The organism is Fibrobacterota bacterium (genome assembly GCA_019509785.1).
Taxonomy (GTDB): Bacteria; Fibrobacterota; Fibrobacteria; order UBA11236; family UBA11236; genus Chersky-265.
In genome coordinates this window covers 39,871-62,600 of the sequence record JAEKLQ010000063.1, presented here as the reverse complement: position 1 = coordinate 62,600, position 22,730 = coordinate 39,871, and the positions used below count along the sequence as shown (strand labels likewise).

The 22,730-nt window shown below is 62.4% G+C and carries 14 protein-coding genes; 6 read left to right on the top strand and 8 right to left on the bottom strand.

Going from position 1 to position 22,730, the window contains the following annotated elements; translation table 11 throughout:
* Positions 1-7: 7 nt before the first annotated feature.
* The 6 genes from aroE to JF616_18530 all read right to left on the bottom strand — a co-directional run bounded on the left by aroE (position 8) and on the right by JF616_18530 (position 9,135).
* On the bottom strand, positions 8-955 hold the full coding sequence (gene aroE / locus JF616_18555) for a shikimate dehydrogenase (protein MBW8889764.1): 948 nt from the start codon (positions 953-955) through the stop codon (positions 8-10).
* Positions 956-965: 10 nt separating this feature from the next.
* Positions 966-3,011 (bottom strand): BatA domain-containing protein, encoded by a 2,046-nt coding sequence (locus JF616_18550; protein MBW8889763.1) that lies wholly within the window; start codon positions 3,009-3,011, stop codon positions 966-968.
* Positions 3,012-3,014: 3 nt separating this feature from the next.
* Positions 3,015-3,896 carry a DUF58 domain-containing protein gene (locus JF616_18545; GenBank protein MBW8889762.1) on the bottom strand — a complete coding sequence of 294 codons (882 nt, stop codon included), beginning with the start codon at positions 3,894-3,896 and terminating at the stop codon, positions 3,015-3,017.
* A 9-nt stretch (positions 3,897-3,905) separates the two neighbouring features.
* The gene (gene hflX / locus JF616_18540; GenBank protein ID MBW8889761.1) at positions 3,906-5,195 is read right to left on the bottom strand and encodes a GTPase HflX; all 1,290 of its coding nucleotides are present in this window, start codon (positions 5,193-5,195) and stop codon (positions 3,906-3,908) included.
* Complete coding sequence (gene guaA, locus JF616_18535; GenBank protein MBW8889760.1) at positions 5,186-6,970, bottom strand: glutamine-hydrolyzing GMP synthase; 1,785 nt, start codon at positions 6,968-6,970, stop codon at positions 5,186-5,188. The genes hflX and guaA overlap by 10 nt, the downstream gene beginning before the upstream one ends.
* Positions 6,971-7,638: 668 nt before the next feature.
* Positions 7,639-9,135 carry a leucyl aminopeptidase family protein gene (locus JF616_18530; protein ID MBW8889759.1) on the bottom strand — a complete coding sequence of 499 codons (1,497 nt, stop codon included), beginning with the start codon at positions 9,133-9,135 and terminating at the stop codon, positions 7,639-7,641.
* 84 nt (positions 9,136-9,219) lie between these two features.
* Here JF616_18530 and JF616_18525 point away from each other — a divergent pair, with 84 nt between their 5' ends.
* Both JF616_18525 and JF616_18520 read left to right on the top strand, forming a co-directional pair.
* Complete coding sequence (locus tag JF616_18525; protein ID MBW8889758.1) at positions 9,220-10,815, top strand: sigma 54-interacting transcriptional regulator; 1,596 nt, start codon at positions 9,220-9,222, stop codon at positions 10,813-10,815.
* Between the two features lie 63 nt (positions 10,816-10,878).
* Positions 10,879-12,933 carry an ATP-dependent DNA helicase RecG gene (locus JF616_18520; protein ID MBW8889757.1) on the top strand — a complete coding sequence of 685 codons (2,055 nt, stop codon included), beginning with the start codon at positions 10,879-10,881 and terminating at the stop codon, positions 12,931-12,933.
* A 122-nt stretch (positions 12,934-13,055) separates the two neighbouring features.
* On the opposite strand, the gene JF616_18515 is transcribed toward JF616_18520, so the two are convergent.
* On the bottom strand, positions 13,056-14,972 hold the full coding sequence (locus JF616_18515) for a right-handed parallel beta-helix repeat-containing protein (protein MBW8889756.1): 1,917 nt from the start codon (positions 14,970-14,972) through the stop codon (positions 13,056-13,058).
* 230 nt (positions 14,973-15,202) lie between these two features.
* Here JF616_18515 and JF616_18510 point away from each other — a divergent pair, with 230 nt between their 5' ends.
* The 4 genes from JF616_18510 to JF616_18495 all read left to right on the top strand — a co-directional run bounded on the left by JF616_18510 (position 15,203) and on the right by JF616_18495 (position 21,516).
* Positions 15,203-15,598, top strand: a complete 396-nt coding sequence (locus tag JF616_18510) for a TfoX/Sxy family protein (protein ID MBW8889755.1) — start codon at positions 15,203-15,205, stop codon at positions 15,596-15,598.
* 134 nt (positions 15,599-15,732) lie between these two features.
* Entirely contained in the window at positions 15,733-18,999 is a 3,267-nt protein-coding gene (carB, locus tag JF616_18505) for a carbamoyl-phosphate synthase large subunit (protein MBW8889754.1), read from the top strand.
* 65 nt (positions 19,000-19,064) lie between these two features.
* Positions 19,065-21,095 carry a tetratricopeptide repeat protein gene (locus JF616_18500; GenBank protein MBW8889753.1) on the top strand — a complete coding sequence of 677 codons (2,031 nt, stop codon included), beginning with the start codon at positions 19,065-19,067 and terminating at the stop codon, positions 21,093-21,095.
* A 52-nt stretch (positions 21,096-21,147) separates the two neighbouring features.
* Entirely contained in the window at positions 21,148-21,516 is a 369-nt protein-coding gene (locus tag JF616_18495) for a septal ring lytic transglycosylase RlpA family protein (protein MBW8889752.1), read from the top strand.
* Positions 21,517-21,527: 11 nt separating this feature from the next.
* Here JF616_18495 and JF616_18490 read toward each other — a convergent pair whose 3' ends face one another.
* Entirely contained in the window at positions 21,528-22,709 is a 1,182-nt protein-coding gene (locus JF616_18490; GenBank protein ID MBW8889751.1) for a glycosyltransferase, read from the bottom strand.
* Between the last annotated feature and the right edge of the window lie 21 nt (positions 22,710-22,730).

Genomic DNA, 22,730 nt, shown 5'->3' with positions numbered 1-22,730 from the left:
CGCGGGCTTAAGGATCCTCGGCCACGCTGCGGCCGGCCGCGGGGGAAGGGACGGTCGGGGCCGGGCGCGGTTCCCCGATGCAGCTGGACAGTTTTTCCCGGGCCGCGGCATAGTAGGCGCGCGCTTCCGGTTTGATGCCGGTCCAGATTTCGAAAGCGGCGCGGCCTTGGTGCACCAGCATCCCCAGGCCGCCCACGGTTTTCAGGCCGCGCGCCTCGGCGTCGCGGATCAGGCACGTGCGTTCGGGCGCGTATACGATATCGTACACCACCTGGCCCGCCATCAGGTTCCCGGGCGCCAAGGGGGAGATCTCCACCATGAGATGCATGCCCACCGGGGTGGTATTCACCACCACGTCGATGCCATCGCGAACCGAGGCGTAGTCGGACAGGGCGACGGTTTCCGGCGTCGGCAAGGCCCCGCCTTGCCCGAGTCCCAGGCGTTCCGTGATCTCCGCCGCCAGGCGCCGGGACTTCTCCATATCCCGGGCCACGATCACCACGCGCTTGGGCCGGTCCCGCATCAGCAACGAGTATGCGATGGTGCGCGCCGATCCGCCGTTGCCGAGGATGGCCACCGCTTGTCCGATGAAGCTATGGCCCTGTTCCCGGTAGCCTTCCAGGAAGCCTTCGGGATCGGTGGTGGTGCCGACCAGCCGCCCGTCCTCGTTGACGATGGTGTTCACCGCGCCGATAACCTGGGCGATGTCCGTAAGCTGATCGACATAGGGGATGACCGCGGTCTTGTGCGGCAAGGTAACGTTGGCCCCGCGGAAGTTGAAGACGCGCAGGGCATCCAGCGCGGTCTTGAGCCCCGCGGCCTGCACGCGGAGGGGAACGTAGGCGAAGTCCAACCCGTATTGATCGAAGGCGGCGTTGTGCATGGCCGGCGAGAGGGAATGGGAAACGGGATCCCCCAGCAAGGCGATGAGACGGGTGGTACCTAGGATTTCCATGCGTAGTGGTTTAGTTAGGTGTCCGTCGCGCCGAAAAGCGGGAAGAGACCAAACCTTCCAGGAAAAGTAACAATAACGCGCCCAGCAGGAACGCGGGCCAGAGTCGGCGCACCGAAGTCCGCGCGGCCATCGCATCGTCCTGCCCCAGCACGGCGATCCTTCCGGAGAAAGGCTTGCACGCGGCCAGGAAAGCTTCCTTCGCGGCCGCGTCGGCGGCAGCCCATTCCTCCGAAGCCGGCGTAGGCGTTGCCGTCCCCGCGGGGATCAGGTTCACCGCGAAGGCGTTCGTGTCCTCGCCGCGGATCACCCGGTACAGGCCGAGCTTGTCGAATGGCCCCAGCCGCATCCGGCCCCCGTCGATGCGGACCCGGGAGAAGGGACGCCCTAGGGGATCGCGCGCCTCGGGCCGGGAGTTTTCCTCCCCCTCGGCCAGGTTCAACGCGTAGATCGAATCGGACGCGACCGCCAGGTTGGCCGCGCGTTCGCCCGCGGCCGCCTCCTGGAACGCCTGATGCAAGAGGGGAACCAAAGCGCTCACCCCTAAATCCGTCCATTCCAGATCATCGATGTCGGTGGTCCAGAGCAACGCATGGCCTTGGTGGAAGTCCCGTTCGGCCAGTACCGCCGCCCCTCCCTGCGCCAGCAGGACGACGGTCCCGGAATCGGGGGAGAAGGCATAACGTTTACGCACGGTTCCCAGGTTCCCCGCGGCGGCCGCGGGATCCCCGGAAGCCCTCCCGACGCGAGCGAGCGCCGCGCGATCGGCGCTGACCGGCCCGGACGTATCCACCAGGTTCCCCAGGTGACCCAAGCGTAAGGGCTGCAGCAGGAAACGGTTGAGCCCGGGGATGTCGCTTTCGCGTCCCGCCGCCACGATCAGGCGGCCGCCCCGCTTTACGAACTCGACCGCGCGGGAGTAGGCCTCGGGCGAAGCCGCGCGCTCGGCCGCCAAATAGACCAGCCGCAATGGGGCCGGGGCGGCGGCTTTGCCTCCCGATGCAGGGGAAATCCCTCCCCAAGGCACTTCCCCGGCCGAAGCCACGTGGACAATGCGACGGAAATAAGTCTCCCGGCCCAGGCTGGGCAAGGAGACCAGGGCGCTACCCGCATGCGCCAGCGACCAGGCTCCCGCTTGGGGAAAGCAGAAATGGAAATCGGCCGTCGCGAAGCCGCCGGAGAATGCGAAGCGGCCCTCGGTGCGCGGCCCCGCGCCCAAAGGCAGGGTAACCTCCACGCGACCCCCGGCGGCGGCTGCCTCCTGGAACAGGCGCCCGTCGAGCCAGACCTGGGATTTGCCCCCCGCGGCGGCGGCAGGGGATAGGCGGGCCGATAAGGCGACGGTGGGCGCATCGGCGGCGGGGGTCGCGCGCAAGCCCTCGAACGCGGATACGCGCGGGGACAAGGTCGAGAAGTCGGTAAGCGCCAGTTGCAGCCCGGTATTTTCTTGCAGCGCGCGCAGGAGATCGGCCTGGCAAGCGGATACGTCCTTCCAGGCGAAGACGGGAAGGTTGATCAGGGCGGTCCCGGGCCCCAAGGCCGACAATAAGCGGCGGACCGCGTCCCCGTAATCGCCGAAGCGCTCGGCGACTTCGCCGGCGCCCGGCCCATCCTCGATCACGGTAAAGATCCGCGTACGGGTCCCTTGCGCCGAGTCCAAGCCATGCACGCGCAGGCGTTGGGTTTCCAGGAGATCCTTGCCGCGCGGCGATGCCGTCCCTCCGAAGGCCGGCGCGCCTTCGATGGGGGCCAACTTGCCGTAGATGCCGTTATGGATCAAGGCCAGGCTTTGATCGGGTTTGGCGCCCGCCCGCTTCGATTCCATGGCGGGATTGGACAAGGCCAGCAGGATGCAAGCGATCAGCAAGGTACGGATGATCAGAAGGAGAAGATTCTTCAGGCGGTGGCGCCGCATGGAATTCGCGAAGCCTTCCTTCACCAGCAACAGGCTGGGGAAGGGCTGCCGCTCCAACCGTTGCCGGCCCAGGAAGTGGATGGCCAAGGGCACCGCCAGCAATGCGCCGAACCACAGGCTGATGGGGCTAAGCAGGGAGAACACGGATCAGGACCGGTGCAGCAGGTCGCGCATGGCTTGGTAGTAGGGCCGGGTCGTTTCCGCCCGCAGGAACTTCACGTCCAGGTTGAAGCACTCCGCCCGCAACGCTTCCGTATGCGCCCGTAAGGTCTCCAGGTACTGTTCCTTCATATGGCGGGCCGACAACCGCACCGACTCCTTGGTCTCCATGTCGATCAGTTCCATGTTGTTGCCGTCCAGGAAGGCGATCTCGGCCGGAGCCAGGATCTGCACCAGGGAGGCCGCCTGGTTCTTGAAGCGAACCTCCTTGAGGCCGGTCAGGATGGCCTTCGGATCCTGCCACAAATCGGTGAAGAGAAAGGTCATGCTTCCCGACTTCAGGCGGGCGGCCACTTTCCCGAAAAGCGATTCCAGATCGGTGCGGCCGTGGGGCCGCATGTCTTCCAACATCTGGAGGGCCAGGCGCAGATGGGCGGCATTGTTCCGAGGCGGCAGGAATCCCTCCGGCCCGTCGGCCCCGAAGGCGATGGAGACGGCGTCGCGTTGGGAGAAGGCCATCATGGCCAGGGAGGCCGCCAGCACGGCGGCATACTCCAACTTGGTCACCGGCCCCCCGCCCGCGTAACCCATCGAGTCGGAACTGTCCAGCACCAGGTACACGCTGGCATTGGTCTCGTCGCGATACTGCCGGGTCACCAATTGATCGTTGCGGCCGTACACCTTCCAATCCAGGAACTTCAGATCGTCCCCGGGCACGTAACCCTTGTATTGCGCGAACTCCGAAGAGAATCCGTGGAAGGGGGAGAGGTGCCGACCGGCCATGGTCCCTTCCAGCACCATGCGCGCTTTGAGGGCCAGCCCCTTCAGGCTGGAGAGATAGGCGGGGCTTAGGACCTGGTTCAAATCCAAAAGGGGTACCTAGCCGATCCCGTCATCGTCGCGGGCGCCGCCGTCCGATGTCCCTGGCGCCCCGTTCCATGGCGCCATGCCGACGGGCGCCGCGCCCGCGGCCTGGGAGGCTTCCCCCAGCGCATCCGCGAAGCGCCCGGCCTCGTAGTGCTCCAGCATGCGATCCTTAAGCGCGTCCAGGCCCAGCTTGGCCTCGGCGGAAACGAACACCGCCTGCGGATGATGGGTACGCAGGTACTCCAGGCGTTCCGGATCAAGCAGATCGATTTTGTTGTAGACGGTTACCCGCGGAACCGACTCCGGGCACAGCTCCCCGAGGATGCGCGCGGTGATTTCCATTTGTTCCTCGAAGTCGGCGGCGTGGGCGTCCACCACGTGCAGGATCAGGGTGGCCTGCGCCACTACGGAAAGCGTGCTCTTGAAGGACGAGACCAGGCCCACCGGCAGCTTGCGGATAAAGCCTACCGTATCCGAGATCACGGCGGGCCGCTTGGGCCCCAGATATACCTTACGCGTGGTAGGGTCCAGGGTGGCGAACAGCTTATCCGCGGCCTCCACGCCCGCCTTGGTCAGGGAATTCATCAAGGTGGACTTGCCAGCGTTGGTATATCCCACCATGGCCGCATGGAAGGTGGGAAGCCGCCGATCATGCTGGGCCGCGCGGATGTCTTCCATCTTTTCCAGCTTCTTCGTCAACTCGGCGATGCGCTTACGCACCAATCGCTTATCGGTCTCGAGCTGCGTCTCGCCCGGCCCCTTCATGCCGATGCCCACGCCGCCCGCCTGGCGCGACAAATGGCTCCAGGCGTTGGTCAAGCGCGGCAGCATGTATTCCAACTGGGCGACCTCGACCTGCACCTTCGCTTCCGCGGTCTTGGCATGCTTGGCGAAAATGTCCAGGATGATGCCGCTGCGGTCCAGGATCTTGCATGCGATCTTGGTCTCCAGCTTCTTCACCTGCGAGCCGCTCAGGTCCTCGTCGAAGATGACCAGGTCCGCCTGATGCGCCGTCACCATGGCCGCGATCTCCTCCACCTTGCCCGCTCCCACCAGGGTCGCGGGATCCAGGGTCTCGCGACGCTGCAAGGTGCTGTCCACCACCACCGCGCCGGCGGTGTCCGCCAGCCGGCCCAGCTCTTCCATATGCTCGCGGGCCATCTTGATGGTGACCGATTTCGTGGCTACGCCCACGAGGATGGCCTTTTCCTTCTGCTTGCGGATGTCCTGGGATTTGCTCACGATGCGGTCGCGATGGCGATGGCCTGGGGAGGAACGGGCATGGGCGCCGTTCATTCCCATTCGATCGTCCCTGGGGGCTTATGCGTGATATCGTATAGCATGGCCCCGGCCCCGGCGGCCTTGAGCGCCGTCCAAAGCTTGTCCAGCAAGGGGAACGGCAGGGCCGCGAAGCGCGCGGTCATGGCTTCCGAGGAAATCACCGGGCGCAGGACGAAAACCGGCTGGCCGCCTTTCTCCAAAGGCAGCAGCACCACGGGCATCTGCCACAAGGTGGCGTACAAATTCTCCGCTTCCAGGAAGCGCGTGCAAATGTCATCGGCCTCGCGCAGAAGATCCAGCCGCGGCTTGTCGCATTGAGCGGCTACGGTCTTGTAGGGCCCGGGCAACGCGCCCAATTCCAGCACCACGCGGTTCACCTCGCGAATGCGATTGGCCAGGGCCACGGCCAACTTATCGGATTTCTCCCAATCGCGCAGGCCCCGTAGCAGCAAAGGATGGGCATAGGTGCGCGCATCGCCCTGCACGCCCACGCTTTCCACCGGCAGCACTTCGCCATCCAAGCCTTCGGGGGCCAAGGTAGCCAGTACCTTGGCGGTTACCCCGGGGTCCACCTTGCGATCCGCCTTGGCGCTGCACAATAGCCGGACGCCTAGGCCCGGGCCCGGGAAGGGATGCCGCCACACCAGCCGATGCGGGATTCCCAACAACTCACCCAGTTCGCGCACCTCGTCCTTATACAGATCGGCCAGCGGTTCCACCACCAAGCCTTTCGCCAGCAGTTCCAATATCGCGCCCACCCGGTTATGGTGGGTCTTGATGACGGCCGCGTTCTTGGTTCCGCCGCTCTCGATGGTATCCGGGTAAATGGTGCCTTGCGCCAAAAGCCATCCGTCCGGATCGAGGTTTAACGCCGCCAGGGCATCGTCCTTCACGGTCAGGAAGGTTTCGCCGATGATTTTGCGCTTGGCCTCCGGCGCATGCACGCCTTCCAAGGCCTTCAGGAAATCCTTCGCGGCATCCCGGACCTTGAGGTTGCGGAACCCCTCCTTATTCATGAACTCGATCACGTCGGCGCTCTCGTTCTTCCGCATCAAGCCATTGTCGATATGCAATCCCAGCACGCGCTCGGGGCCCAGGGCCTTGTTCAACAGCGCGAAGGCCACGGTGGAATCCACCCCGCCGGATACCAGCAGGAACACCCGTTTGCCCTCGCATTGAAGGCGCAACTTCTCTTCCAGGCCCTTCAGGTAATCCGCCACCTTCCATTCGAATTTGCAACCGATATGGGTCAGGTAATTCTTGAGGAGGATCATCCCCTCTTCGGTATGGGTCACTTCGGGATGGAACTGCACGCAGAAGATCTTCCGCGCGTCGTTGGCCACCGCGGCCAAATCGCAATTCACCGTATAACCGATACGGCGGAAGCCTGAGGGCAGTTTGGAGACCTCATCGCCGTGGCTCATCCACACGGTTGAAGCGTCCGACATTCCCGCGAAAAGCGGATGGCTGCGGTCAGGATGGAACTCGGCGGGCCCGAACTCATGCACCTTGCCCTGCTTCACTTCCCCGCCCAGATCGCGGCAAATCAATTGATGGCCGTAGCACAGGCCCAAAATGGGCAGTCCGGATTTCAACAGCGCGGGATTGGCCTGGGGCGCGCCCTTCTCGTACACGGAGGCCGGCCCGCCCGAGAAGATGAGCCCTTTGAAGCCTTTCACCTCTTCGGCGCCCGAGTGGGGGCCCACCACTTCCGAGTACACGCCCAACTGACGCACGCGGCGGGCGATCAAGTGGGTGTATTGGCCTCCGAAATCGACGATTGCGATCTTTTCCATAGGCTCTTCCAAGATAGAAAAGGCTGGGCGCGCGGGGTCTCCTACTGGTGGGTCGTTGCGCGCTGCTCGGTCGGCGGGCTGGAGCGGGCTCGGCTGTGGCTCCGGGCGTGTCCGTGGCTCCGGGACGGCTCGGCTATGCGCTTTCCGTGCCAGGCGGTCGTTGCGGTTTCCGGGAAAGCGGTCGCCCGCGCATTTGGGGAGCGCGGGCTGTCGATTCCCTGGGAACCATTCGCTTTCCCGGAAGCCGCGCGCGCATAACTCGCCGGCCCGGAGCCCCGCCCCCGCCCTTTCCCCCGTGCGCGCGCCCGATCCAGCCCACCCCTGCGGGCGCATCGACTCGGGCCTGCAGGAGAACAGCGGTGCACGGCCGCACTCCTTGGGCCTCCGCCGCGGGAAAGTTCTCCATTCGACCAAAATTATTGGCTGTCGAACCGTGGTGGGTCTTCGCGCAAAAAGCGTGCGGGCTGCGGGGCGGGGTCCGGGGCGGTGGGGCGCGGCGGTTTCGGCGCATGCGAGGCGGAAGGAGGCCCGGAAAAGGGAACGATTACTTCAGTCGAAAGGCCGCGCTCTTCAAATGCGCGGCCGTCCCTTTTCCGGGCCGAACATCGATTCCATTCAACGGTGAGCCGACCCCGCGCCGAAACCGACGCGCCGCACCGCCCAGAGACCTACCCAGCAAGCATCCGCGCAACTTCCACAAGCGAACGCACGCCCCAGCCCGTCGCCCCAGCCTTGAAATATTTCCAAGGCGACGTGGTAAACGCCGTCCCCGCGATATCCCAATGGGACCAAGCGGTCTTGGGTGGGACGAATTCCTGCAGGAACAAGGCGGCGGTGATGGCGCCCGCTTCCGGCTTGCCCACGTTCTTCATGTCCGCCACGGGGTCATCCAGGTATTCGCGGTACTCTTCCTCGAGCGGCATCACGCAGAACTTCTCCGATGCGGTCCCTCCAGCCTGGAGCATCAGGCGGGTGAAGTCCTCGTCATTGCAGAACAGGCCGGCGATGGACGGGCCGATGGCGCGGATGATGGCGCCGGTCAGGGTCGCCAAATCGATGATATGGGTCGCGCCGATGGCCCCGGCTTCCGCCAGCCCGTCCGAGAGGATGAGGCGGCCTTCGGCGTCGGTATTGTCCACCATTACGGTCTTGCCGTTCTTGGCGGTAAAGATGTCGCCGGGAAGCACGGCTGCGTTACCGGGGCGATTTTCCGCCAGGCAGAGCACGGCGCTGGCCTTGATGGGAAGCTTCAGGGCGGCGATGGCGCAGAGCGCGGAGAGCACCGTGGCGGCGCCAGCCATGTCGCTTTTCATTTCCCACATTCCCTGGCTCGGCTTGATGCTGATGCCGCCGGTGTCGAAGGTGACGCCCTTTCCCACCAGCACCAGGTGCGGCGCCTTACCGCCTTTCTTCGCGGCTTTGCCTTCATAGCCCAAAGTCACCATGCGCGGAGGCCGATCGGAACCCTTGCCCACCGTCCATAAGCCCAAGAAGCCTTCGCTTTGCAGCTTCTTCTCGTCCCGAACCTTGATGGTCAGGCCGAATTCCTTGGCGGCGCGCCGCGCCGCTTCGGTGAAATCGTCGGGATCGAGGTGCGAACCCGGTTCGTTCACCAGATCGCGACAGGAATTGATCAGACGGGATACCGTTTCGGCTTCGGCCAATGCGACCGTCGCCTTTTTCATATTCTCGCCCGCGACCCATAGGATGGTTTCGGCTTCGGATTTTTCCGGCTTCTTTTCGGATTTGTACTTACGGAATTCGTAGGACGAGAGATGAAGGCCTTCGGCCAGGGCCTTCATTTCCGGAATCGTCAGCCCATCCGCCGAGATCGCGGTTTTGGGCCAAGAGCGACTTTTCTGGAGGTCCCCAATGCGGGAGGCCGCCAAGCGTAACCGATCTTCCCGGGATAGACCCTTTTTCTGGGGAATCTGCAAAATGCCGATAATGCAGTCCGTCGTGAAAACCAATTCCAGGGGGTCGCTGAGTACCTTTCCGGTTTGATTTTTGAGGACGGCTGAAACTTGGCTTTGCAGTCTGGAACGGTCTTTTGGCAGCTCCCCCAGCAATTTTTCTTGTTCGGCGAGCAGAACCAAGGCGGGTAACGCCTCAGTATTAGCCTTTTCTAAGGCTTCCAGGACAAGGTTCTGTAAAGAAGAAGCCAGAATAGACTCGAATTAAAAATAAAAAATGACAAAAGAGGGAATTGTCTAAATCATTTGTCAATAATTGACAATAGGAAAGAGGTAATGAAAGATTTCATGGTCCATCAGGCCCGCACCATGTCGGCCTTAACGGAAATCAGCAAGTTGTTCAGCTCCTCCCTGGATTACCGGGAGGTGGCCCACCAATGCTTGCGGACCCTCTCGGAAACCTTGGAGTTGGAGCGGGGTACCCTGCTCATGCCCACCACCGATCGCAAGTTCCTTGTCATCAAGGCGAGCAGTGGGTTCAGTCCGGAGGAAATCCGCAGTTCGGTCTATAAGATAGGCGAGGACTTCGTAGGCAAGGTCTTCAGCAATTGCCTGCCCATGGCCGTGCCCGACGGCGAGGAATTCGATGGCATTCCCACCCCCAAGGAAAACATCGACGATTTCAAGTTGTACCGTATCGGTTTCGTCGCCGTGCCCGTCATCCTTGATTCCCGTCCTATCGGGGTCATCACCGCGCATCGCACCACTCGCAGCACCACCATGGTGGACGAGGACATCAAGGTCATGAAGATCGTGGCTTCGTTGCTCTCGCAAACCCTGCGCATCGCCGAAATGATCCGGGAAGAAAACTCGAAGCTGGTGCAAGAGAACAAGGAGCTGCATGCCGAGCTGGAGGAACGCTTCAATCCCGACAACCTGATCAGCAACTCCTCGGCCATGGCCAAAACCCTGGCGATGGTGAAGCGCGTATCGGGAACGGATGCGTCCGTCCTGCTGCGGGGGGAGAGCGGGACCGGTAAAACCTTGCTGGCGCGTTCCATCCATTACGTCAGCCCGCGCCAGAAGAATCCTTTCGTCATCGTAAACTGCGCCGCCCTGCCCGCCAACCTTATCGAAAGCGAGCTGTTCGGCCATGAGAAAGGCGCGTTCACGGGCGCCCTTAATCAACGCATCGGCCGATTCGAAGCCGCCGACTCGGGTAGCATCTTCCTCGATGAAATCGGGGAGATTCCCACGGAAACCCAGGCGAAATTGCTCCGGGTGATCCAGGACGGAACCTTCGAGCGCGTGGGCTCTTCCAAGACCATGACCGCCGACGTGCGTCTCATTTGCGCGACCAACGCCAATCTCGAGCAACTGGTGCGCGATAAATTGTTCCGCGAAGATCTGTACTACCGATTGATGGTGGTGCCCATCAACGTGCCGCCGCTGCGCAGCCGCCGCGAGGATATCCTGCCCTTGGCGAGCTATTTCCTGAAAAAGTTCACCACCAAGTACAACAAGCGCATTTCCATCTCGCGGGAGGTAATGGAATTCCTGGAAGGCTATCCCTGGCCGGGAAACGTACGCGAGCTGGAAAACACCATCGAGCGCACCGTGGTGCTGGCCGGCAGCGAGGCCCTTACCGCCAAGGACATCCCCATCCTCAACTCCATGGTCGAATCCCCGGAGCCGGCCCTCGTGCCGCAGCCGCCGGCGAACGGGGTGGTCACCTTTTCGCCTTTGAGCCGCCGTTCCAAGGAGCGGCAACTCTACGAGAGGGTGCCATTACGGGAAAAGGACATCCGCGAGGCCATGCACAATGCGGGCGGAATCCAAACCCATGCGGCCCGCATGCTGGGCGTGTCGCTGCGGCAATTGCGGTACGCGTTGAGCCGGTTCGGGATCAAGGCCACCGAATTCAAGTATTGACGCCCCCGGACCTCGTCCGGCGAAGCGGCTCGCGCGCGATTGGGCTTTTCCTATTTTGGGGCCATGTCCGATCTCGCGCGCCTTTCCGGAGTCGGTCCCAAGCGCGTCCGGATCCTCGCGGATGCCGGCATCGCCACTTTGCGCGACTTGGTTTACCATCTCCCGCGCCGCTACCTCGATCGCACTAAGCTGACTCCCATCGCCGGCCTCAAGGTGGGGGAGGACGCCCTCTTCGTCGCGACGGTCGCTTCCATCAATATGATCCAATCGCGGATGGTGATCGAGGTCGCGGATCAGACGGGCAGCATCGAGCTCGTCTTTTTCAATGGCGTGCAGTTCTTGCGCAAGCGCTTCCACGAAGGGCAACGGCTGGCCGTGGCCGGCGTGCCTAGCTTTTTCCGCGACGTTCAGATGGTGCATCCCGAATTCGAATCCTTGGCGGAGGGCCAGGAGCCGAAGCGCGAGGTCCTTCCGCGCTATCCCTTGACCGTGGACATGTCCGAGGCGCATGTCGGCCATAAGTTCCTCCAGCAAATCGCGCTGGAGACCTTGGATGGATTCGGCTTTACCGATGCCGTCTCCGAGCCCCATCGCAAGGCGCTGAGCCTTTTGCCCGAGGTCGAATTGCTGCGCTCCCTCCATCGGCCGGATCAGGTCGAAGGCATCCCCCTCCTGCGCCGGCAACTCAAGGTGCGCGAGCTGCTGCCCTTATCCTGCAAGCTCGAAGCCGTCCGGCGCGCGCGCCGCAAGGTCGGCCGCGCCTGGCCCGAGGCCCTGGAACTGCGGAAAAAGTTGCGGGCCGCTTTACCGTTCGAATTGACCTCCGGGCAAGTCGAGGCCGTGGCCGGGATCTCCGCGTGTCAAGCTTCGACCGGCCAGTTCTGCGGCCTGCTTATGGGGGACGTGGGTTCGGGCAAAACCGTGGTGGCCATGTTGGCGGCCGCCAACGTGATCGGGAACGGGGGACAGGCGGCCTTGATGGCCCCCACGGAAATCCTGGCCGTGCAGCACTTCCAGACCTTGTCTCCCTTCCTCGCGCAGGCCGGCTTGCGCGTCGCCCTGCTCACGGGCGATACGCCCAAGGCCGAGCGGGATGCGCTCGTGGCCGAATTGGGAAATGGAACCTTGCCCATGGTGGTCGGCACCCATGCGCTCTATTCCGGCGACATCGTCTTCGCGAAACTGGGGTTGGCCATCGTCGACGAGCAGCATCGATTCGGGGTGGCGCAACGCGAGGCCCTGGCGAAAAAAGGCGGCCATCCGGACATCCTCTACATGTCGGCTACGCCCATCCCCCGCACCTTGGCGCAGACCGTGTTCGGCGATCTGGAGACGTTCGTGCTCCGGGATAAGCCCGCGGGCCGGTTGCCCGTGAAGACGCGCCTGGTGGGGCCGGAGAAGCGCAAGGATATGCTGGGCTTCCTGGTGAAGGAGGCGCTGGGCGGGAACCAATTGTTCTGGGTGGTTCCGCAGATCGGCGCCTCGGCGCCGAAAGGCAAGGCCGCCGAGGATCCGGATATCTTCGTTCCCGCCCAGCGCCCCGTGGAGGATCTCGCGACGGTGGACAAGGTGAAAGCCGAGCTGGAAGCCTTCTCGCGGGACTGGAAGGTAGGGATGGTGAATGGCAAGATGCCTGCGGAAAAGAAGGAGGCGGCGCTCTCCGCTTTCCGGCGCGGCGAGTTGCATGCCCTGGTCGCGACCACCGTGATCGAGGTGGGCGTGGACGTGCCCCAGGCCAACCTGATGGTCATCGAGGGGCCGGATCGCTTCGGCCTGGCGCAGTTGCATCAGCTGCGCGGCCGCACAGGACGCGGAACGGCGCAGGCCTGGTGCTTCCTCTCCTTGCCGCCGAAGGAAATCCCTCCCGAAACCTACGAGCGTTTGGCTTCCTTCGCGGAGACTTCGGACGGGTTCGCCATCGCCGAAATGGATCTGAAGTCGCGCGGGGCTGGGGCTTTGGAAGGGACGGAACAGAGCGGTTACGGGGGGCTGCGCTTCACCGATTTGATCGAGGACTTCGCGCTCACCCAGGAGATCCGGAAGTATGCGGAGGGCCTGACGGAGACGGATATCGGAATTCCGGCCGCGGCGGCGGCTGCCCCGCCACATCGCCGATGACGCCGGAGCACATCACCGTTCCTGCGCCATTGCCGAGGCTTGGGTCGTCCTGCACGGCATGCCAGCCCTGGCTGGAGGTTTCGGAAAAGGCCGGATAGGCATCCGGCCTTCACCTTAACAGGCTATTGCTCGGTGATCTCGATGTTGTCGAAGTCCGCCGCGTAGCCGGTGCTTTTGGCATTCTTGCCGATGATCTTGAGACGGAAATATTTGGTGCCCACCGACGTAAATTTGAAGAAGAAGGCGTAGGTATCATACTCGGGGGCAGGCGCGTACAAGTCGGCCGTGCCTATGGTGGTGAACTGCGGCGTCGGGGAAGCGGGAGCGCTGGCCAGTTCAATCTTGGCCCCGTTGGGAAGGGCTCTGGCCCGTAATAGGACGGTATACTGTGTGCCGGTCGATACGGCGTGCGGAACCGCCACGATGTAGGTCGCATAGTTGCCCACGGTGCCGTTTTCTATCCGCGTGCCGGCGCCGTTACTGAAAGTAGCATCACTGAAGATGCCAACCGATCCCGATGCCGCGGCCAAATCCAGGACCTCGGTTTCGAAGGGCGCCACTTCATACGCGCCTACATCCCAATCCGATATCGCCTGGTCGGGAGGGGTGGGGCGGGGGATCCCCCTATTATCGATTAGTTGAGAGAAGCCGCGTTGATTCCTGTTGACTGCCGGGCTGCCTTTGAGCAGAGCCCGGGTCTTGACGTGGATGGGGCCGGCATTGTCCATCAAAGGCCCGAGAAGCGGATCGGCAGGGGTTAAATCCTCGGAGTGGCCCGTGGAGCCCGTCCAGTCACCGAACAGGGAGCGAACGCCTGAGGCCGCCCCGCACATGTCAGGATACTTAAGGCCGGCGGTATTTCGCGCCACGATGCAACCGGCAACGCCGATGAAGTTATCGTGGGCCAGGGGGGTTCCTATGTAGTACAGGCCTCCTCCCGAATCCACGGCGCGGTTGAAGGCAATCGTGCTCGTTGTAATGCTCAGGTAGGCATTGCTGGAAACGCCGCTGGCGAATGCGCCCCCTCCTCGTTTGGCCGTATCATTACTGATGGTGCAGTTGGTTAGAAGGACCGTGGCGGTACAATACACTCCTCCGCCATCCCCCTGGGCCCGATTGTTCGAAATCGTGGAACTTTTGAGATCGACCTCGATGTTGGAGCCGCTGGAAGGGCCTGGGACGTATAGGCCTGCCCCGTCCCCCGAAGTCGTATTTCCATCGATGGTGCAACCGAAGAGGGTGAATAGGCTACCGGGTTCCCCCATGTGGATTCCCCGGTTCCGGTTCCGGCTTATGGTTGTATTTATCCAGGCCAGACTGCCGCCATTGGGAATCTCAACGCCCGCATCGGCGTTATCGGAGATGACGCTACCATCGTCATTGAATCCGACAACATTCCCCGCCCGGATACCCTGCCAATTATTGGAAATGGTGTTGTGATCCGACTGGATCCCTGTCCCGTCGGAAAGGTAGAAGCCCCATTTGTTGCCGGTGAACGTACTGTGCGAGATAGTATGATTGCTCCCGGCTTGGATGGAGACTCCGGCGAGCTTAAAACCGGTGACCACGGTATGGTACAGGTTCACGGTTCCGCCCAGCACCTTCAAACCGTTGATGTTGTTGGTATTTCCTGAGGATTGCCTCAAGGTAATGTCGTTGACGAAGACGGTCGGGCCTAAACTGGAGAGGGTGATGAAGTTCGTATTGATGCTTCCGGCATCGACGATACATGTCCCTACGGGGCAATTGATGCTGGCCGACCGGTCCAGGGTCATCCCCACCGGGGCGGTATAGGTGCCTGCCTGTAAAAAGATGCCATCACTCGATCCGTCTGGGCCGGGACAACCCCATCTCCGAGTCTGCGTATTGATGGCATCGATGGCCTCCCTAAGCCCGCAATTGCCGTCGTTGACAAAGCCCATGTTGGTGGTATTGATGCTGTAGGTGGTGGCTTGCGCCGCGGCTGCGAGACAGGCCGCCAACAGGGCGGCCCGCCCGGAAATTCCGCCTGAAATGACGGAGAAGTGTTTTTGACTCATTGATTTCGCCCCTCTGTATAGAATGATGATACCGGTCTGCACCTCGTTGGGGAGACTTCGCGCGGTATTCAAGTTCCGACGCGCGAAGTCTTCCAGTTGACTCATACCCTCGGTTTGCGGTTCGCGACTGGGCGATGGATCAAGAATGGTTTCTGCGCAAGCTTCTATCGGACTCTGGTCCGTTGCTAACTTTTTCCGGGGGCCGCCGCCCCGTAGGAGAGGGAGATTCAATGGCATACGACCAGAAACTGGAAGCGCGCATCCGCGACCTCCTCGGCCCACGCACCGATCTCGAGGCCAAGAAAATGTTCGGCGGCCTTTGCTTCCTGATCAACGGAAACATGGCCTGCGGCGTACTGAACGGTGACTTGATCGCCAAGGTGGATCCGGAACGCCATGACGCCCTGCTGAAAAAGCCCGGCGCCCGCCCTTTCGATTTCTCCGGCCGGCCCATGAAGGGCATCCTCTACGTGGGACCCGTAGGGGTGAAGGCGGCCAAGGATCTGCGCTCCTGGGTGGAGACCTCGGTGGCGCATGCGCTGTCGAAGCCGCCCAAGACGGGAAAGAGTTCGGGAAAGAAAGCGGGAAAGAAGACTGCCGGCGCGAAAAAGGTCCCGCTCCGCTAACCGGGCCTTGGCGGCCCCATCCTCGTAGGCCGGCGAGCAAGAGGCCCATCCATGCTCCGGATCCGGCCTGGAATCGCGCTTCGCGCCCTACCAGCCCAGCAAACTCCAGGCCCCTTTGTTATCTTTCCCCGCCGATGCCCAAAAGAACCGACCTCCAGAAAATCATGCTCATCGGCAGCGGCCCCATCGTCATCGGGCAGGCCTGCGAATTCGATTATTCCGGCACCCAGGCGTGCAAGGCCCTGAAGGAGGAAGGCTACCAGGTCGTCCTGATTAATTCCAATCCCGCCACCATCATGACCGATCCCGGCCTGGCGGATGCGACCTACATCGAGCCCATCACCTGGGAGATGTGCGAGAAGATCATCGCCAAGGAAAGGCCGGACGCGCTCTTGCCCACCTTGGGCGGGCAGACCGGCCTCAACACCGCGGTGGAATTGGCCAAGCGCGGCATCCTGAAGAAATACGGCGTCGAAATGATCGGGGCCAACCTGGAAGCCATCGAGAAGGCCGAATCGCGCCAGCAATTCAAGGTCGCGATGGAGAAGATCGGCATCGAGTCGGCCCGTTCCTACGTGGCCCGCACCATCGAAGAAGCCCGCGAAGGCAAGGATAAGATCGGCCTGCCCATCGTCGTGCGTCCCGCCTTCACCTTGGGCGGCGCCGGCGGCGGCTTCGCCTACACCGAAGAAGAGTTCGAGCGCATCGCCGCCAGCGGCCTGCAACTCAGCCCCATCTCCGAAATCCTGATCGAGGAATCCATCGTGGGATGGAAGGAATTCGAGATGGAGGTCATGCGCGACAAGGCCGACAACGTCGTCATCATCTGTTCCATCGAGAACCTGGACGCCATGGGCATCCATACCGGCGACTCCATCACCGTGGCACCGGCGCAGACGCTGACGGATAAGGAATACCAGCGCATGCGGGACGCGTCCATCGCCTGCATCCGCGAGATCGGCGTCGAGACCGGGGGTTCCAACGTGCAATTCGCCGTGAACCCCGCCGACGGCCGCATGATCATCATCGAGATGAATCCGCGCGTGTCGCGCAGCTCGGCCCTCGCTTCCAAGGCCACCGGTTTCCCCATCGCCAAGATCGCCGCCAAGCTTGCGGTCGGCTACACCCTCGACGAATTACTCAACGACATCACCCGCGTGACGCCGGCTTGCTTCGAGCCCACCATCGACTACGTGGTGACCAAGGTACCGCGTTTCACCTTCGAGAAGTTCCCGCAGGCCGAACCCGTGTTGGGCACCCAGATGAAGTCGGTGGGCGAGGCCATGGCCATCGGCCGCACCTTCAAGGAAAGCTTGCAAAAGGCCCTACGCTCCATGGAGAACGATCGCATGGGCCTGGGGGCCGACGGCAAAAAAGAGATTCCCGAGGATCAGATCGAAGCCAACCTCGATTACCGGCGGCCGGGCATCAATCGCGTATTTTCCGTACGCCGCGGTTTCGAGCTCGGCTGGAGCATCGAGAAGCTGCATGATATCAGCAAGATCGATCCGTGGTTCCTGAACCAGATGCGCGATCTGGTCCTATTCGAAAAGGCCGAGCTAACCGGAAAGACCCTGGCGGCCTTGCCGAAAGCGGTCCTCAAGAAGGCGAAGCAATGGGGCTATAGCGATTATCAGCTCGGTTTCCTGCTGAAGTCCAACGAGGAGGCGGTGCGGCAACGCCGCAAGGCCGATGGTATCATCCCCGTGTTCAAGACGGTGGACACTTGCGCGGCCGAGTTCAAGGCTTTCACGCCCTACCATTATTCCAGCTACGACGAGGAAAACGAATCAATCCGCAGCCCGCGCAAGAAGGTGCTGATCGTCGGCGGCGGGCCCAACCGCATCGGGCAGGGAATCGAATTCGACTATGCCTGCTGCCAGGCCTCCTTCGCCTTGCAAGAAGAAGGCTACGAGTCCATCATGGTCAACTCCAACCCGGAGACCGTGAGCACCGATTACGATACGTCGGATAAACTGTATTTCGAGCCGCTCACCCGCGAGGACATCCTCAACATCGTCGAGCTGGAACGGCCCGACGGCATCATCCTCCAGTTCGGCGGGCAGACGCCGCTCAAGCTGGCTAAGCCCCTGGAGGCCGCCAAGGCCCCCATCATCGGCACGTCGCCCACCTCCATCGACATCGCGGAGGACCGCAAGCTCTTCTCCGACATGGTGGAGCGGCTGGGTTTCCGGCAGCCCGCCAACGGCATCGCGACCAATACCGATGAAGCCGTGGCCATCGCGACCCGACTCACCTATCCGGTCCTCATCCGGCCTTCCTTCGTGCTGGGCGGCCGCGCCATGATGATCGTGTATTCCGAGGACGAACTCCGCAAGTACATGGCGACCGCCGTGGAGGCTTCCGCCGAGCGCCCCGTGCTGGTCGACAAGTTCCTGGACTCGGCCATGGAAGTGGACGTGGACGCCATTTCCGACGGCGAGACCGTGGTGGTGGCGGGCATCATGCAGCATATCGAAGAAGCCGGCATCCATTCCGGCGATTCGGCCTGCATCCTCCCGCCGCAGGACCTTTCCCCGCGCCTGCTGCGCGAACTGGAACGCCAGACCATCGCGATGGCGAAGGAACTCAAGGTCATCGGACTGATGAACGTGCAATACGCCATCAAGGACGAACTGGTCTACATCCTCGAGGTGAATCCGCGCGGCAGCCGCACGGTGCCCTTCGTGAGCAAAACCATCGGCGTTCCCCTCACCAAGCTGGCGACCAAGGTCATGATCGGCCGCACCCTGGTCGATCTCGGATTCACCGAAAGCCGCATGCCCCCGTATGTCGCGGTCAAGGAGAGCGTTTTCCCCTTCGCCAAGTTCCACGGCGTGGATACCCTGCTCAGCCCGGAAATGAAATCCACGGGAGAAGTTATGGGCATCGCTCGCGGCTTCGGCGTCGCCTTCGCCAAGGCCCAGATGGGAGCCGGCAATTCCCTGCCGCGTTCCGGCAAGGTCTTCATATCCGTGAACAATCGCGACAAGGAGAAAGTGGTTTCCCTCGCGCGCAAGCTCCACGGATTCGGTTTCGAAATCATGGCCACTTCGGGCACGGTCGCCGTCCTGGAGGCGAACAAGATCCCTGCCGCCGTGGTGAAAAAGGTTTCCGAGGGCCATCCCAACGTGGCCGAACTCATCGCGCGCAAGGAGTTCTCCCTCATCATCAACACGCCCTTGAGCAAACTCTCCAAGGATGACGACGGGGTAATCCGCAAGGCCGCCCTGCTGGCCCAGATACCCTATACGACCACGCTTTCGGCCGCCGAGGCGGCCGTAGAGGCCATCGCCGCCCTGCGGGAAGGGGAACTGGACGTCTGCTCCTTGCAGGAATACTACCGTTTGGCAGGCATTCCCGAGGTGAAGGGCCTGATCCAGATGCCGGTCACGGCCTGATTCCTGAGCCGGGACCCCCATAACTTGGGGGTCCTTTCCCGCCCGAATTCGTACACTATACTCGCATGAAATCCGGGTACTTGCGCCTTATCCTGCTTTTACTGGGGATGTCCTTCACGGGCTGCGTTTATTTCAATACCTACTACAATGCGCAGAAGGCGTACGACGACGCCATGCGCCTGCGCGAAAAGCGCCTCGACAAGAATCCGGAAGATACCCTGCTGGTCGCCGCCGACGAGAAGACCAAGCTCGAACGCAGCATCGCCAAATCCTCCAAGGTTCTGGAGCTCTACCCGGATAAGAAAAAATACCAGCCCAAAGCCTTGTTCCTCATCGGCGAAAGCTACCTGGTCCTGGGCGAATACTCCAAAGCCATCACCAAGTACGAAGAGCTTGCCAGGTATTACCCGAACGCGGCCGAAATGCCCACGGCGGATTTCCACCGCGCCAAATGCCTGTTCCTGAACGGCCAATACCTGGCGGCGCGCCCGGCGCTGGAAACGGTTATGAACGGATCCCCGAATCCGGACTTCCGCCTCGAGGCCATGTCTCTGCTGGCCAAGCTGGAGCTCGCCGGCAATTCCCCCGCCGCGGCTTTGGAACTTTACGAAAAGCTTTTACGCGAGAACGCGCGCACGCCCGAGGCGCGCGGCACGGCCCATTTCGAGGCCGCCAAGCTGGCTTTCGATCTGAAGCAGTGGGAACGGGCGCGCGGTCATGCCACCGACAAGAACGTAAAAGCGCTGCCCACCAAGCTCCACTATCGTTGCGATACCTTGGCCGCCGTTTGCCTTTACCGGCTGGAGCGGCCGGCGGACGGGATACGCGAATTCGAGGCGATGAAGAAAAACCGCCTCTATTACCCTTCCTTCCCCGAGATCGATTTACAGCTGGCCAAAGGCTATTTCCAACTTAAGCAACCGGAGAAAGCCGTGGCGCTGTTGGCCGGCGTGCCTAAGCAGGCCCCCAAGTCCGCTTGGTCGGCCGAAGCCTTCTATCGCCTGGGCGATCATCAGCTCCGGGATCTGAAGGACGAGAAGCAAGCGAAGATCTTCTTCGACTCCGCGGCGGCGGCCGGTTCCACCTTCGAGTACGCCATCCTGGGCGCCGAGCGATCGGCCGCCCTGGGCCGCCTCGCCGACTTGCGCAAGCCCTCCGTGGACACCGCGTCTTCCGAAAAGCATTACCGCGACTTCATGATTGCCGAGCTCTTCCTATTCCGTCTCGACGACGTGGACAGCGCCCTGACCCATCTCGATCGGATCGTCGCCGATCCGCGCCAGGATTCGTCCCATTCCATGCGGGCCGCCTACGCGCGCGCCTTCATCCAGGACGAGTTCAAGGGCAAGAAGCCGATCAGCGATTCCCTGTACCGTTACGTTCTGGATAAATACCCGAATACCGAATACGCCAAGCAGGCGGAACGGAACCTGGGGCTGAAGCCGACCGTGCAGACCCGCGAGGATAAGGCGCACCAGCTCTTCCTGGATGCCGAGGCCGCGCGCTACGGAGGGCATGACCTCAAGTCCGAGGTGATTCCCGCCTATGCGAAGGTGGCCGGCGAATATCCCGATACCCGGGAAGCGGCCCGCGCCGAATTCGCCATCGCCATGCTATACGAACAGATGTCCCAAGGAGAGGAGAAAGTCCCCGGCAGCCTGGATTCGGCGGTGGCGGCCTATCAGATCCTGCGCGAACGGTATGCGCGATCCCCCCAAGGCGAGGTCGCGCAAGCGAAGTTGTCGGCCGCGGGCATCAAACCTCCCGTCCGATCCGCCGCTCCCAATGCCGCCGCGAAGACCCCGGCAGCGAAGGCTCCCGGCGCCCCGTCCCCTGCGGCTCCGTCCCCGGCCGCGGCCCCGCCCGCCACGGGGGCCGCTCCGGCCGCGGCTACTTCCACCACCACGCCCGCTTCCCCGTCCCCCCAGGCCCATGGCGGATCGCCGGCGCCAAGCGCGGCCCAGACCAACCCTCACGAAACCGTCCCTTCTCCCGATACTCCCGCTCCCCCGGCTTCCGATACCGCCACCGCCGCGCCGGAAGGCAAGACGAAGGAAATCCTCGACAACGGGTACGAGAACGTTGACCAATACTGATCTACGGTTGGCAGCGCTTCTCGGCGGCGCCTTGCTCTTGGGGGCTTGCACCATGCACCCCGGGCCGGAGCGCGGCGGCTATGATCGGGATATGGGTCAGCATTCCGAGAATACCAAAGCGCGCGAATCAGGTTGGTCCCAAGAGGGGATCATTTCCTACTACGCGGACAAATTCCAGGGCCGCAAGACCGCGAGCGGCCGGCGCTTCGATAAGAACGCCTTCACCGCGGCCCATCGATCGCTTCCCTTCGGCACCAAGGTGAACGTGACCAATCTCGCGAACGGGAAAAGCGTGATCGTGGAGATCAACGATCGCGGACCTTACTCGGAAGATCGCATCCTCGACCTATCCCCGGCGGCCGCGCGCAAAATCGGGTTGCTAGGACGGGGGACCGTGAAAGCCAAGATCGAGGTTCAGTGAAGCGACGACGCTTAACGCGCGGTCGCGCCCTTGATTTGCGGAACCTTGACCTTACGGCGATGGGTTTCGCCCTTCCAAGTGAACTCGCCGAAGCTCCCGGCCGCCACCGCCGCGATGATGAGGGGGATATGCAACAAGGCCGCAGGCAGGAAGGCGCGCATCAAGCTCTGCTTACCGAATAGTTTCGCCGCCCGGCGCATCACCATTCCATCGCTGACGGTCTTCACGGCGAAGCCGGCCAGCCCGACGTATAGCCAAGGGCGATAATACAGCCCTGCCAGCACGAAAAGCGGGATGGAAAGGTAATAGGCGAAAATCAAGGCCAGGAAGGCGACTTGCTTGGGCTGGTAAAGTCCGCACTTGCTCGCCCAGCGCTTCCTCTGCTCCCAGAATTGCCGCAGATCCTCGGGCGGCTCGGTCCGCACCTGGCTTTCCGGGGTTACCGCGTAGCGGATGGCCCAACGGCCTTGCTTGTGGATGGCTTGGATCAGGAAGTCGTCGTCGCCGCTCACGATGCCGCCATGCGATGCGAAGCCGGAGACCTGGTCGAAGACCTCGCGACGGTAGGCCAGATTGTTGGCGTTGCCGTTGACCGGGAAGTTGAGGCCGATGAGCGCGGCGGCAACCACGGCGTAGGAAAAGAACTCCAGGGCCTGCACCCCGTTCCAAACGCCCGGTCCCGCATCATAATAAGTGGTCAACCCGGATACCAAACCGGTCTCCGGCCCGAACTCGGAGATCAAGGAACTGATCCATTGCGGGGCCATGATGCAATCCGCGTCGGTGGTGATGATGATTTCACCGGTGGCGAGCCGCAACCCCTGGCTCAAGGCATTTTTCTTCGGGCTGATCCCCGCCGCCTTCTCGCTCACGGATAGATACTGGAACCCCGGCACGCGCGCCACGTATTCGTCCAGGATGCCGGCGGTCCCATCCGTGGATCGATCGTCCACCACCAGGATTTGGGTCAGTTCGCGCGGGTAGTCCTGCGCAGCCAGACACTCCAGGCATTTGCGGATGCGGAACTCCTCGTTGCGGGCGGCGATGAGAACCGAAACCTTGGGCCGAGGCGAACCCGATTTCGGGCGGGATTTTTTGCCTAAATTATCCAGACCCCGGACCAGCTGACCGTTCAAAACGGCATAAACGCCATTGGCGGCCCCTAAAAGGAGCCAAACGGGGGAAATGGGCATCGGTTCAATATACTCGGAAAG